This window comes from Mycobacterium sp. URHB0044 (assembly GCF_000620625.1).
Taxonomy (GTDB): domain Bacteria; phylum Actinomycetota; class Actinomycetes; order Mycobacteriales; family Mycobacteriaceae; genus Mycobacterium.
Window position 1 is genome coordinate 449,226 of the sequence record NZ_JIAW01000001.1, and the last position, 12,746, is coordinate 461,971.

Below are 12,746 nucleotides of genomic sequence, written 5' to 3' on the forward strand. Positions count from 1 at the left end.
GGGAGGGCCATGACCGAGAAGAACAGCGGACCCGAAGAGGGCATCAAGGGCGTCGTCGAGGACGTCAAGGGCAAGACCAAGGAGGCCGCAGGCACCGTGACCGGGCGCAATGACCTGGTCGAAGAGGGCAAGGCCCAGCAGGACAAGGCCGACGCACAGCGCGACGCCGCGAAGAAGGAAGCCGAGGCCGACGCCGCCCGTGGCGGCGCCGAGGCTGCCGAGCGGCGCCAAGAGTCCCACCAGTAGGCCGCAGTGACCGCCTGATCGCGGTCGACGAAGGACCCAGCGGAATCCCCGCTGGGTGCTTTCGTGCGCCGCTCAGCCCGGGTACGGCGGATACGTCGCGGTCTTCAGCACGGCCGCCAGATGCGCGGCGTTGCGCGCTGCGCTCGCTGTGGTGGAAGCCACCGCCTCGGGCACCTCGTCGAGGTCGTTGTAATCGGTCGTCTGCATCGCCGGACCGTTCCAGTACGTGCATCCCTGCGCGGGAATCGTGTAGCCGACGTCGTTGAGCGCCTGGAAGAGGTCGGCGACGATCTTGTGAGCGCCGTCTTCATTGCCCACCACGGCCGCCACCGCGACCTTCCCCACCAAAACCGGGCGCCCGGCGTCATCGGTCTCCGAGAGCTCGGCGTCCAGGCGCTCCAGGACGCGTTGGGCGACGCTCGACATGTGACCCATCCACGTGGGCGTGCACATCACCAGAATGTCGGCGGCAAGCACCTTTTCGCGTAGCGCGGGCCACTGGTCGCCAGCACCCATGTCGGCTTGGACACCGGGTTTGAGGTCGTAGTCGACACAACGGATCACCTCACCGGTGACGCCGACGCCGCGCAAGTCCCGAAGCAGGTGCTCCGCCATGAGCTGGCTGCTCGACGGCGCCGGGCTCGGCTTGAGACTGCAGGCGAATGCCACCGCCGTCAACGAGGAAGCGGTCGACGCGGAATCGGACGGTTCGGTCACCCGACGCCCATACCCGATGACGACCGGCTCAAACGTGCGACGTCAGCCGGTTCCACTCCCGTTCCAGCACCGCGGCCGCGTCCCGGTTGACCTCGACGCCGTCACCGGTCGCCTTCGCCACCAACGCTTCTGCCACCGTGAACGGCGACAGGGCGTGCACCCGGCTCACCTCGACCAGTGTCGCCAGCGCCTGGGCGACCGAACACCGGGTCAGTCCCACCAACACGCCCTCTGCGATGTGAAACGTACGGACCGCCTCAGCGGACGACCGCGTAGGGCTCGTGCGGACACCCTGCTGATACGGCTCACTCATCAGGCCACCTCCGTGTCTACCAGCGATACCCGTCGACCAAGGCAGCAAACGTGGTGATTAGACCCCCTTTTGCCGGGGTATCAAGGTCGCTGACGTTGAAGCGAGATGGGAAGCCGGAAAGGTCGACATGACAGGCGCATACGCAGATCCGCGCGGTGATTTGACCGCTCCGGTGGGTGTTTACGCCCCCCAACACGACTCCGAACTGCTGACCGGTGTGTTGATGCGCACGGGTCTCGCGCGCGGCAGCCGGGTGGCCGATCTGTGCACCGGTAGCGGGGTGGCCGCGATCACGGCGGCTAATGACGGCGCCGTGGACGTGCTGGCGTTCGACGTATCGCCGCAAGCGGTGCGGTGCGCGAGGGCCAACGCTCTCAGTGCGGGCGTCGACGTCGACGTCCATCTCGGGTCATGGTCGCGTGCAGCCGAATTCGGCCCGTTCGATCTGGTGCTCTGCAACCCGCCGTACGTGCCAGAGCCGCCCGACGGAGACACCGAGGTGATCCCCATCCACGCCGGCCCCGCAACGGCCTTCAACGCCGGTGTCGACGGACGGCTGGTGCTCGACCCGCTGTGCGCGGCGGCGCCGGATCTGCTGGACGAGGACGGCACGATGCTGATCGTGCACTCGGAATTCTCCGACGTCGACGCATCACTGGCGATCCTGCGTCAGACCGGGCTGAAGGCTTCCGTCATTGCGCGCCAATGGATTCCGTTCGGGCCGGTGCTGACTGCCCGCGCAGACTGGCTGCAGCGCGTCGGGAAGCTCGAGCAGGGCAGGCGAATCGAGGAGCTGGTGGTCATCCGAGCGGACGTGCCATGACCACCGGGCCACCGCGGGTGGTGCGGATCGTCCCCGGTGGCCCCATCATGGTCGAGGGGCCGGTCCGCATCGAGGCACCCGACGGCCGGATCGTCGAGTCCGATCGGTTCATGGTCGCGATCTGTACGTGCCGCCGCAGCAAGGCCTATCCGCTGTGCGACACCAGCCATCGACGGCGCAAGCGCAGCGACGACGCGTCAGGACAGCGGCCGTCGCAGTGAGGATTGGCCGGCCGACCAGCGCGTCATCATGTGGTCGGCCAGACGGTTCTCGACGACGTCGAACGCCCGCATGCCGAAGACGACGTCCCGCTCCAAATGTGGCTCACGCGCCACCAAGTCGCCGACCACGTCGGTGCGCACCACCTGCTCGTGCACGGCGTCGGCCTCGACGTGCTCGCGGTAGAAGTGAATGCAGGGTTCGGGTGCATTCATTCGAGTGAGAGCGTCGACCAGTCGGCGGGAACCGGGTGACGAGGTGATCTCCGTCGCGGCGAAGTGGCCGATGGCTGCGCCTCGCATGTCGCGGTGCAATCCGAACAGCGACATCAGGTTGACCGCCGCAAGTGCCTCCGCCGGAACGTGATTCAGGTAGTACAGGTACGTCGGTTCGAGGCCCGCGGCCTCCATCAGATCGGCGTACAGCTGCTGGTGCACCTGATCACCCCGCCCGCCGCCGAACTCGTCGAACTCGACGGCCACGAACGCGGCCTTGGCAGTGCCGGACAGGCGCGGTATCGCCCACGCGTGCGGATCGCCCTCCTTGAGGTGGTACGGCGACCGGTGGACGAAGTACTCCCGCATCTGATCCCAGGTGCCACGGTCGCGCAGGTAGTACGACGGGCCGTCGCCATCCGTGGGCTCGACGGACAACGCCGCCATTTCGTCGTCCGCCGACGCATCGGCATCGATCTGGCCGACGTCGCTGCGCACCGCGGCGAGGAACGCTTCCTCGAGCCGCGCCCGCAGATGCAGCACGCCCGGATCCCACTCCCAACGGGGATCGACGTCGCTGAAGCCGCGATAGTGCAGCTCGTAGCAGACGGCAAGGGCCAGCTGCAGGTCCCGCCCATAGGGGTCGGAGTCACCGACCGGCGCCGCGACGGGCGTGTAGTAGCGCCGAGGCGGTCGGCAGGCCAGGTGGTCGATGACGGCGAAGGACAATGGCCCCGTCGCCTCGGGAAGGGCCGGTTCGAGATGCGTGGCAGCGTGCGTCACGGATTACTGATACCCGCGACGCCGTCCCCAAAACCGGTCAATTGCGCCGTCAGCAACTCTCACTCGGCATGCCTACCGTGCCGACTGCGCCGGTAGGCCGCGCGCCGGAAACTCGCCAGCCAACTGGGCATCAGCCGGACGCCGGGGGCTTCGTGAAGCACGGGATCGAACGAGACGTCGCCGGGCGCGGCCACCCGTTGCAGGCGCAGGCGGGCCAACTTCTGGAAATCTCCGGTTCCGGCGGCCTGTTCGACCTCCAGGTCGAGGCCCTCCTCGGCGACGAGCCGGGCAACGACGTCGAGACTGAGCCCGCCGCCGTCGACGGGCGTCACGATTCGCGCCCGCAGCCACCAGGCCTGGCCCTGGTAGCTCAGGGGCATGACGGTGGAGAACACCGCGTCCGACCACGACGTGAGCGGGCGCAGCAGAACGCGACCAAGCGGGCCCCGCGCGGTGGAGGCAAGCAGCAGATCCCAGGAGAACGCGTCCCCGGCACCCGACGACATCCGCCAGGCCAGGCCACCGATGTCCGGTAGTGACCCGGGTAGGCCGATGCCCTTCGACAGCCTCGCCACGACGTCCCCAGTCTCGACGGGCAGCCCAACACCCGGCGCGGCGAGTCGTTCCAGCCGTCCCTCGGCGAGGATTCCGTTCGGGTGAAACAGCTTGCGGCGACGAAGTGCGGCGCCCCACTCGAAGGGCAGCGCGGCGACATCGGAGGTCTTCATGCCGGCGGGGGTGCCCACTGGGACCGCCGCCAAAACGCCAGGCGAGCGGGGTTCAACTCCGGCGCAACGGGTAATCCGCCACCACAGAGGGCCTAGTGCGGGCCGTGGGGAAAGGCGGGCGTCATGCCAAGGCGCAACGTAGCGGAGTCCTTCGTTCAGTACGGCATCCAGACCACCAACAGCAAGACGATCCTCATGGTGACCGAAGATCTCGACGAGGCCGCGCGCATGCTGGACCTCATCGGCGAAGGGCGTGTCATCGCGCGGACGGTCAGTTACAGCCAATGGCGCGAGGTGGAGGTCGAAGTACCCGTCAGCGGATGACATCGGCGGATTCAATCGGTCGCGCGTGGGTACCACGATGCGCATGGGATTTCCTGACCAACACCAAGACCCGCCTGGCACGCAGTCGCAGATGACGCCGACCCCGGACTGCGGTGAGAACTCCTATCGTGGCTCCGGTCGGCTGACCGGCAAGAAAGCCGTCATCACGGGCGGCGACAGCGGGATCGGCCGGGCCGTCGCGATCGCCTTCGCCCGCGAAGGGGCGGACGTGCTGATCTCCTACCTCGACGAGCACGAGGACGCCGCCGAGGTGGCTCGACTCGTAAAGGACGCAGGCCGCACGGCGGTCACCGTGCCTGGCGATCTGTCCGACCCGCAGCACTGCCGCGCGGTGATCGACAAGGCGAAAGACGAGTTCGGCCGCATCGACGTCCTGGTGTCGAACGCCGCGTACCAGATGACCCACGAGACGCTCGACGAGATCAGTGACGAGGAGTGGGACTACACCTTCCGCCTCAACGTGGGCGCCTACTTCCATCTGGTGAAAGCCGCTGTGCCGCACATGCCTTCGGGTTCCTCGATCATCGGCAGCTCGTCGGTGAACTCCGACATGCCATCGCCCACCCTGGCTCCGTACGCGGCGACGAAGGCCGCCATCGCGAACTTCTCCGCAAGCCTCGCACAGCTGCTCGGCGAGAAGGGCATCCGGGTGAACAGCGTTGCGCCTGGGCCGATCTGGACGCCGCTGATTCCGTCGACCATGCCGTCGGAGAAGGTGACGTCATTCGGTGAGAACACCCCGCTCGGCCGGGCAGGCCAGCCGGCCGAGCTCGCCGGAGCGTACGTCCTGCTGGCATCCGACGAGGGCAGCTACATGTCCGGGTCGCGCGTGGCGGTGACCGGGGGACGCCCGATTCTCTGACGGGCGGGACTAGTCCGGTTCCGGTGGCGACGTCACGGTCACCGACGTACCGACGCCGTCCTTCGAATCGATGTCGATGACGCCGCCCATCGCATCGAACCGCACCAGCAGTGAACCAAGGCCGATGTGTCCGTCGGCGACTGCCTCGTCGATGTGCGTCGGGTCGAATCCCGTTCCGTCATCGGCGATGGTCAGCACGACGCGGTCGTCGCGGCGCACCAATCCGACGGTGACGACGGTGGCGCGCGCGTGCTTGTGCACGTTGGCGAGCAGTTCCCGGGCAGCCCGGTACATCAGTGTCTGAGACGCGGGCTTGCCGACGTCATCCAGCTCGGCGCGGACGGTGACGCCGCTGCGAGATTCGAACTGCCGCAGCAGTTCTCGTACGGCTTCGGTGAGACCGAGTTGCGCGAGTACTTGCGGATGCAGCGCCGTCACCGTCGACCGCAGACCGGCGGCGGTCTGCTGCAGTGCGTCGTACACCAGATCCAGCGCCGGATCCGGATGGCGCTGACGCACCTCGTCCAGCTCCAGCCGAGCGGCCAGCAGGTTCTGCAGTGGGCCGTCGTGCAGGTTCTCGGCGGTGTCGCGGTTGTGCCGGTCGTCCGCCTGCAGTGCTTCGGACACCAGCCTGCGCCGAACCTCCTGCAGAGCCTTCACCCGCGCCGATCGTCGCGACAGCACCAGACACAGCGCGGTGGTCGCCACCGCCAGCCAGAGCAGGAAGCCGAACTGTAGGTAGACCACATCGGGCAGGCCGACGTGGTCGTCGCGTTTCGAGTAGATGATCCATGCCCCGAGGTAGCACGCGGCGGTACCGAGGCCGAGAACGCCTGTCAGCACCGGCCGGTCGCCGAACGCGACGGAAAGCGGCAGCAGGAAGAAGACCGGCAGCAACGCTGCCGTCGCGCCACCGGAGACGACGCACAGCGAGACGACCGCCAGCACGTCCACGCCAGTGGAGATCCAACCGCCCCAGGACGGCACCGGGCCGCGGAAGACGGCCACCGCCCACAGCACGGCGACGATCGCGTACGCACCGAGGATCGCCGTGTAAACCCCGGGCAGCCAGCTGTCGACCTCCCACAACCAGACCAGGCAGCCCATCAGCGCAATCAGCGGCAGACGCAACAGCGCCGAAACTCGAACGGGTTCTGCCGCGAAGTAGTCGACGATGCGTCGGAGGTGGCGGCCCAACGCTATTCCAGCAGCCCGCGACGCATCGCCTCGGCGACGGCGGCGCCGCGATCACCGACGCCGAGCTTCTCGTACAGCCGCTGCACGTGGGTCTTCACGGTGGAGGGTGCGAGGAACAGCTGCTTGGCCATCGCCGGGATGGTCTGGCCGCCCGCGATGAGGCCGAGCACCTCACGCTCGCGGGCGCTGAGCGTCGGGGTGTCCGAATCGTTGCGACGCTGAATCTCTCCGACCAGCCCTGCCGCGAGACTGGGGGCAACGACGTCGCGGCCCTTCGCGCAGTTCAACACCGCCTCGATCAGTTCGGCTCGACTGGACTCCTTGGGGATGAAGCCCGCGGCGCCGTCCTGCAGCGCCTTGTAGACGATCGCGGATTCGTCGTGCGCGGAGATCAGTAGCACGCGCGTGGGCAGCTCGTCGCGACGGACCGCGGCCGCGACCTGCGCGCCGTCCAGACCCGGCATCCGGTAGTCGAGCAGCGCGACCCGCGGTTGGTGCGTGCGGATGAGCTCCAACGCCGCCAAGCCATCCTCGGCCTCGGCGACCACGTCGATCGATCCGCTGGAACTGAGTGCTCGGACCACGCCGTCACGGAACAGCGGGTGGTCGTCGCCAACCACTACGCGCACCTTCTCGCCGCCTCCGACACCGGTCACGCCGTCAGCTTGGCATAACACCGCCGCCCGTTTCTCCGAACCACTGAGGCCCTCCCCAATTCGGGGAGGGCCTCGCGTGTCACCACGGCCGACGCACGGTCAGCAGTTGAGCCCGACGTGCACGACGCTGCTGCGGTTGAAGTTCGGAACGCCCGTGAGCGGATTCGCCGACGGCGCCTGCTGAACCTGCACGGGACGCACGGAGGCGACCGAGCAGTTCTCCATCGGGCCGGTTCCGAACTTGTTGACGATCACGCGGTGGCCGTCGGCTTGCAGCCGGGCGATGGTGTCTGCCGCCGAGCCGCCGGACGGTGCCGCGCCGGCCGTTGCCGGCCCCGCCATGATCGAAGTCGCCAGTCCGGCGCCCGCAATTCCCAACGCCATTCCGATGCGTTTCATCCTCATTTTCTCTTCCTCCATTTCGACGTTGAAACTCTGACAATTCGAGGTTACGTTCGGCGCCGAAAGAGGTGCAATCAATTCATACGATGCGCCTATCAAATGAGGTTCATGTGAATTGCGTTCCGCCACAGACGCGAATGGGCGGGCCGCAAACACGGCCCGCCCATTCCATGCGCTACTAACTGTGCATTGCGTCAGAGACTCGGCTCGAATTCCAGCACGCCGACTTCAGTGGACGCCACCCGCAATACGCTGGCCGACGCAATGTCGTAGAACAATCCACTGATTTGCAAACGCCCCTCGCGGTGCGCTTTCTCGGCGATCGGATGTGATTTCAGAATTTCGACCTGAACGGCGACGTTCACCATGCTCAATTGGTCGACGACCGAGAATCCCGCCGCGGCGGCCGACTGCGCCACCGGATGGCCGCCACCGTCGAACGCGGCGAGTGTGTGGCTGCCATGTCGCAGCCAGGCGTGCAGGGGATCCTCGTGTCCGTTGTGGTGGTGTCCGTTGTGCGCCGACCCGTTGGTGGGTTCGGCCAGCAATGCCGTCATCGCGCCGCAGCTCGAGTGACCACACACCACGATCGACGAGACTCCGAGGTTCTCCACGGCGAACGCGATCGCCGCCTCGATCGACGAATCTCGTTGCCCCGGCGGCACCAGATTCCCGACGTTTCGGACGGTGAACAGGTCGCCCGGTCCGCTCGACGTGATCACGTTGGGCACTACACGCGAGTCGGTGCAGGTGATGAACAGCGCCTCCGGCTGCTGGGTCCTGGCCAGGTCCTTCAGATGAGGTCGCATGAACGGTGCGGTACGGCGCTGGTAGACGGCGAGGCCGTCGAGCATCGGCCGGGTGGGCCCGCCGTTCCCGTTGGTGTGCTCGCCGTTCGTGCCGTTCCCGTTCGTGTGGTTGCCGTTCGAGTGCGGGCGAGAGTCGCGCTGCCACGACTTCCAGGGGACGATGCCCGCCAGTTGGTCCACCGACGTCATGGCCCGCTCCGGCGGTCCCTCGACTGCACTGTCGAGATGGACCGCGCCGAGCTCGCGGATGCGCACCGTGCCACCGGCCGCCTCGTGTTGCCGCTGCCACTCCTTGATCGCCTCGTGCGCGGCGTGGTCGAGGAAGTCGACGGACAGTTCCACCGTCGCGGTGGCGTTCGGCGGGACCGACGCCAGCTCTTGGGTGAGGCGCGGTAGCGACAGGAACGTGCACGAACCCTCGATCAGGACGCGCCACTCGTCGTCGCCGGTCCGTTCGGCGTGGATGCGCGTGCGGACCACCCGCCACAGCAGGAGACCGACCGCGAGCGCCAGGCCGATGAGCACGCCCTCGAGCAGGTTCAGGAACACCACGCCGAGGACGGTGACGACGTACACCGCCAGGTCTCCCGTGCGGCGAGCGGTCTCGATGTGCGCCCACTTGACCAGCTGGATGCCGATCACGATGAGCAGCCCGGCAAGCGCGGCCATCGGGATCTGTGTGGCGAGCCCGGCGAACGGCAACGCGAACGCCAGTACCCACACGCCGTGCAGGATCGCCGACGCCCGTGTCCGCGCCCCGGCCTTGACGTTGGTCGAACTGCGCACGATGACGCCGGTCACGGGCAGCCCGCCGACCGCGCCCGAGGCGATGTTGGCCGTGCCCTGACCGATCAGTTCACGATCGAAGTTGGTTCGAGTGCCACCCATCCGGTCGACGGAAACCGCCGACAGGAGGCTTTCCACGCTGGCGATCAGCGCCACGGTCAGCACACCGGTGGCGAAGGCGCCCCAGTTTCCGTCGGGCAGGTTCGGCAGTTGCACGGCGTCGAGGAGCGACCCGTCCAGCGCGATCCGCGGCACGTCGAGCGCCAGCACCACCGACGCCACGGTCGCAGCGACGATGGCGACCAGTGGACCCGGCACCTTGCCGATCGGGGCGGGCACCCACCGCCACGCCAGCAGGACGGCGATGACGAAGACGCCGAGGAACACTTCCGGTCCGCCGGCGTTCAACAGTTGCGCGGGCAGTTCGGTGACGTTGGCGAGCGCCGTGCTGTTCGATTCGCCGCCGAGCAGCACGTGTATCTGTTGCAGCGCGATCGTAATACCGATTCCGGCGAGCATGGCGTGCACCACGACCGGCGAGATGGCCAGCGCGGCGCGAGCCACCCGGCTCAATCCGAACAGCACCTGCAGCACGCCGGCGCACACGGTGATCGCGCACGTGACGGCCCAGCCGAACTGTGCGACCAGGCCCGCGACGATGACGGTCAGCCCGGCGGCGGGCCCACTCACCTGCAGCGGCGATCCACCAAGAGCACCCGCGACCACGCCGCCGACGATCGCCGCGATGAGGCCGGCGAGTACGGGGGCATCGGAGGCCACCGCGATGCCCAGCGACAACGGCAGTGCAACCAGGAACACCACCAGCGAGGCGGGTATGTCATAGCGCAGGTTCGACCGCCAGCCGGTAGGCACTGCCGGTGCTTGCGGCGCCGGCGGCTCGCTCGTCGATTTGACTTGAAGACCTTCGTTAATGAGCGGCTCCCATCGTTGAGCAATGCAGAATTGGTGTCTGACGTCGATGTCGACCGGATCAACGGTATGGATGGCCATCTGGGGCGGCAACGCGATGCGGCTACTTCATGTCGAACCCATATGTGTTGTTACGCAGTCGAAACGGAACTCGGGTCATTAGCCCAAGGAGTCGTGATTGCGGGAAACCCTGTGGCACAGTGCGATCCGGGCCGATTCCCCAGGGTCGCTCGCCCGCCAGGTATCTTGCGGCGAATGACGTAGCAGCGTGATCTCCGTCACCCATTGGCTATCAACGCTTTTCATAAGAAGTGCATATGAACTTCGTGACAGCTTCACATCGCGTTTGCAGTATGGAAGCATGACAAGGACGTCGCTCCCTGCCCGCACGCCCAACCACCGGCAGGCCATCCTCGGCCAACTGCCTCGCATGTACCGGCCCGACGGGTCCCCCATCCGGGTGCTTCTCGTCGACGACGAACTGGCACTGACCAACCTGGTCACGATGGCGCTGCACTACGAGGGCTGGCAGATCGAGGTGGCGCACGACGGCCGCGACGCCGTCGCGAAGTTCCGCGAGAACGCCCCCGACGTGCTGATTCTCGACATCATGCTGCCCGACATCGACGGCCTCCAGATACTGCGGCGGGTCCGCGAGGCATCGGACTACACACTCACGCTGTTCCTCACCGCGCGCGACTCGGTGACCGACCGTGTGGCGGGCCTCACGGCAGGCGCCGACGACTACATGACCAAGCCGTTCAGCCTCGAGGAACTCGTGGCGCGGATCCGGGGGCTGCTGCGGCGGTCCCAGTACACCGACGTCCCTCCGCCCGACCAACTGACCGTCGGCGACTTGACACTCGACGGGCCCAGCCGGACCGTGACCCGGGCCGGCGCGATGATCTATTTGACCGCAACGGAATTCGAGCTTCTGCGCTACCTGATGCGCAACCCGGATCGCGCCATCGCCCGCGAGGAGATCCTGGATCGGGTGTGGAACTACGGCTTCGACGGCAGGTCCAGCATCGTCGACCTCTACATCTCCTATTTGCGGAAGAAGCTCGACGGTCGCGGTGAGCCGATGATCCACACCGTGCGCGGCATCGGATACATGCTGCGGTCCCCGCAGTGAGACGGCCCACCGCGGGGTGGCGTCCAAGAACCATTCGACAGCGCCTCGTGCTGGGCGTTTCCACCGTCGTCAGCGTCATCATGGCGGCGATGGGTGGGCTGTACGTCTACAGCCTGCGTGACTACGCCATCGACCTCATCGACGAGCGGCTGACACACTCGCTGGCCGCGTTCAGCCATTCGCTCGCCAAGAGCACCTACACCGACGCCCATCCACAACTGTTCGGGACCGAGGGGCCCGAAGTGTTGACGGACTTCACCGGCCAGGCGCCGGGAACGTTGATAGCCGTCCTGCACGACGGGGCGGTCGTCGGCTCGGCGGTGTTCTCCGACGGCGAGCCGCGCCCGGCACCGGTGGACGCCGTCCGCGCCCTGGAAGCCATCACCTGGCCCGGTGACGAGTCCCCGTTCAGCGTCGAGCTCGGCCGGCTGGGGCAGAACCGGGTACAGAGCCGCGCCATCGACGGTGCACACACGCTGGTGTCGGGGGTGTCGCTGGAGCGCGTCAACTCGGCGGTGGTGCGCAAGAGCGTCAGCGCGGGAGGCCTGGTGCTGGTGGCGTTGGTGGTGTGCGCGGCAGGCACCGTGCTCGCGATCCGGCTCGGCCTCCGACCGCTGCGACGCGTCGCCGCGACGGCGGCCGGCGTGGCCAAGTTGCCGCTCGCCGATCCGGGCCATCGGATCACCGCGCGGGTCGCCGATGCCGACACCGACCCCGACAATGAGGTCGCCATCGTCGGGCGGGCGTTGAACCGGCTGCTGGCCAACGTGGATTCCGCGCTCGTGGAGCGTGCCGAGTCGGACCGCCGGATCCGCCGGTTCCTCTCCGACGCGAGCCACGAACTCCGCACACCGCTGGCCGCGATCCAGGGCTACGCCGAACTCACCCGCCAAGATCGGGCGGAGCTGCCGGACACCACCGAGTACGCGCTCGCGCGCATCGAGTCGGAGTCGCTGCGGATGGCGTCGCTGGTCGCCGACCTGCTGTTGCTGTCTCGCCTCGACGAGCGCGAGGGGCTGCTGACCGAGGAGGTCGACCTGGACGACGTACTCATCGACGCCGTCAACGACATCACGGTGTCGGCGACGGAGCACCACTGGCAGCTCGAACTGCCCGAGATACCGGTTCGGGTGCTCGGCGATCGGGCCAGGCTGCACCAGCTGCTGAGCAACCTGCTGGCCAACGCCTCGGTCCACACGCCGCCCGGCACGACCGTCACCACCTCCCTGCGGATTCGCGCCGATGACACGGGCGCCCGGGCCGAGCTGGCCGTCGAGGACGACGGTCCCGGCATTCCCACCGACCTGCTGCCGCATCTGTTCGACCGATTCGTGCGGGCCGACACCTCACGATCCCGGGAGGCGGGCAACAGCGGGCTGGGCCTTGCCATCGTGCAGTCGATCGCCGAAGCGCACAACGGTGCGGTCGCGGTTCGATCGGACGCTGGCGGAACCACCTTCACCGTCGAGCTGCCCGACCTCGTCCTGACCTACGGCGGCGTCGTCAGGCACCGTGTTGGGGCCGCGACACCATGACGCCGTCAGGCCGTTCACCACGTGTCCTATCGTGACGGTCATGGA

Annotated in this window: 15 protein-coding genes; 7 read left to right on the forward strand and 8 right to left on the reverse strand. The window is 67.5% G+C overall.

What is annotated here, in order from left to right; translation table 11 throughout:
- Positions 1 to 9: 9 nt before the first annotated feature.
- Positions 10 to 246 (forward strand): CsbD family protein, encoded by a 237-nt coding sequence (locus N536_RS0102160; RefSeq protein ID WP_029112104.1) that lies wholly within the window; start codon positions 10 to 12, stop codon positions 244 to 246.
- Positions 247 to 318: 72 nt separating this feature from the next.
- Here N536_RS0102160 and N536_RS0102165 read toward each other — a convergent pair whose 3' ends face one another.
- Positions 319 to 963, reverse strand: coding sequence for a flavodoxin family protein (locus N536_RS0102165; RefSeq protein ID WP_051574168.1), 645 nt, complete (start codon positions 961 to 963; stop codon positions 319 to 321).
- A 28-nt stretch (positions 964 to 991) separates the two neighbouring features.
- Positions 992 to 1,276, reverse strand: coding sequence for a hypothetical protein (locus N536_RS37175; RefSeq protein ID WP_051574169.1), 285 nt, complete (start codon positions 1,274 to 1,276; stop codon positions 992 to 994).
- 127 nt (positions 1,277 to 1,403) lie between these two features.
- On the opposite strand from N536_RS37175, the gene N536_RS0102175 reads away from it, so the two are divergent.
- On the forward strand, positions 1,404 to 2,099 hold the full coding sequence (locus N536_RS0102175) for a HemK2/MTQ2 family protein methyltransferase (RefSeq protein WP_029112106.1): 696 nt from the start codon (positions 1,404 to 1,406) through the stop codon (positions 2,097 to 2,099).
- On the forward strand, positions 2,096 to 2,320 hold the full coding sequence (locus tag N536_RS0102180; RefSeq protein WP_029112107.1) for a CDGSH iron-sulfur domain-containing protein: 225 nt from the start codon (positions 2,096 to 2,098) through the stop codon (positions 2,318 to 2,320). Before N536_RS0102175 ends, N536_RS0102180 begins: the two co-directional genes overlap by 4 nt.
- Here the strand turns inward: N536_RS0102180 and N536_RS0102185 are convergent.
- Together N536_RS0102185 and N536_RS0102190 are read right to left on the reverse strand one after the other, a co-directional pair.
- Positions 2,297 to 3,316: an iron-containing redox enzyme family protein gene (locus tag N536_RS0102185; RefSeq protein WP_029112108.1), complete on the reverse strand. Its 1,020-nt coding sequence runs from the start codon at positions 3,314 to 3,316 to the stop codon at positions 2,297 to 2,299. The two genes, N536_RS0102180 and N536_RS0102185, sit on opposite strands and share 24 nt — an antisense overlap.
- Positions 3,317 to 3,375: 59 nt before the next feature.
- Positions 3,376 to 4,044 carry a hypothetical protein gene (locus tag N536_RS0102190; RefSeq protein WP_029112109.1) on the reverse strand — a complete coding sequence of 223 codons (669 nt, stop codon included), beginning with the start codon at positions 4,042 to 4,044 and terminating at the stop codon, positions 3,376 to 3,378.
- Between the two features lie 123 nt (positions 4,045 to 4,167).
- Here N536_RS0102190 and N536_RS0102195 point away from each other — a divergent pair, with 123 nt between their 5' ends.
- Both N536_RS0102195 and N536_RS0102200 read left to right on the forward strand, forming a co-directional pair.
- A complete protein-coding gene (locus tag N536_RS0102195; RefSeq protein ID WP_029112110.1) occupies positions 4,168 to 4,368 on the forward strand; it encodes a hypothetical protein in 201 nt (66 codons plus the stop codon).
- 43 nt (positions 4,369 to 4,411) lie between these two features.
- The gene (locus tag N536_RS0102200; protein ID WP_029112111.1) at positions 4,412 to 5,251 is read left to right on the forward strand and encodes an SDR family oxidoreductase; all 840 of its coding nucleotides are present in this window, start codon (positions 4,412 to 4,414) and stop codon (positions 5,249 to 5,251) included.
- 9 nt (positions 5,252 to 5,260) lie between these two features.
- On the opposite strand, the gene N536_RS0102205 is transcribed toward N536_RS0102200, so the two are convergent.
- The 4 genes from N536_RS0102205 to N536_RS37185 form a co-directional block, all read right to left on the reverse strand.
- Positions 5,261 to 6,448, reverse strand: coding sequence for a sensor histidine kinase (locus tag N536_RS0102205; RefSeq protein ID WP_036434992.1), 1,188 nt, complete (start codon positions 6,446 to 6,448; stop codon positions 5,261 to 5,263).
- Positions 6,449 to 6,450: 2 nt separating this feature from the next.
- Entirely contained in the window at positions 6,451 to 7,104 is a 654-nt protein-coding gene (locus N536_RS0102210; RefSeq protein ID WP_029112113.1) for a response regulator transcription factor, read from the reverse strand.
- A 99-nt stretch (positions 7,105 to 7,203) separates the two neighbouring features.
- Positions 7,204 to 7,509: a hypothetical protein gene (locus N536_RS37180; protein ID WP_155948377.1), complete on the reverse strand. Its 306-nt coding sequence runs from the start codon at positions 7,507 to 7,509 to the stop codon at positions 7,204 to 7,206.
- A gap of 191 nt (positions 7,510 to 7,700) precedes the next feature.
- The gene (locus tag N536_RS37185; RefSeq protein ID WP_036435266.1) at positions 7,701 to 9,974 is read right to left on the reverse strand and encodes a bifunctional SulP family inorganic anion transporter/carbonic anhydrase; all 2,274 of its coding nucleotides are present in this window, start codon (positions 9,972 to 9,974) and stop codon (positions 7,701 to 7,703) included.
- A gap of 418 nt (positions 9,975 to 10,392) precedes the next feature.
- Between N536_RS37185 and N536_RS0102225 the strand changes: the two genes are divergently transcribed.
- Both N536_RS0102225 and N536_RS37190 read left to right on the forward strand, forming a co-directional pair.
- Positions 10,393 to 11,166 (forward strand): response regulator transcription factor, encoded by a 774-nt coding sequence (locus tag N536_RS0102225; protein ID WP_029112114.1) that lies wholly within the window; start codon positions 10,393 to 10,395, stop codon positions 11,164 to 11,166.
- A 47-nt stretch (positions 11,167 to 11,213) separates the two neighbouring features.
- Positions 11,214 to 12,701 carry a cell wall metabolism sensor histidine kinase WalK gene (locus N536_RS37190; RefSeq protein WP_231514386.1) on the forward strand — a complete coding sequence of 496 codons (1,488 nt, stop codon included), beginning with the start codon at positions 11,214 to 11,216 and terminating at the stop codon, positions 12,699 to 12,701.
- Positions 12,702 to 12,746 lie beyond the last annotated feature (45 nt).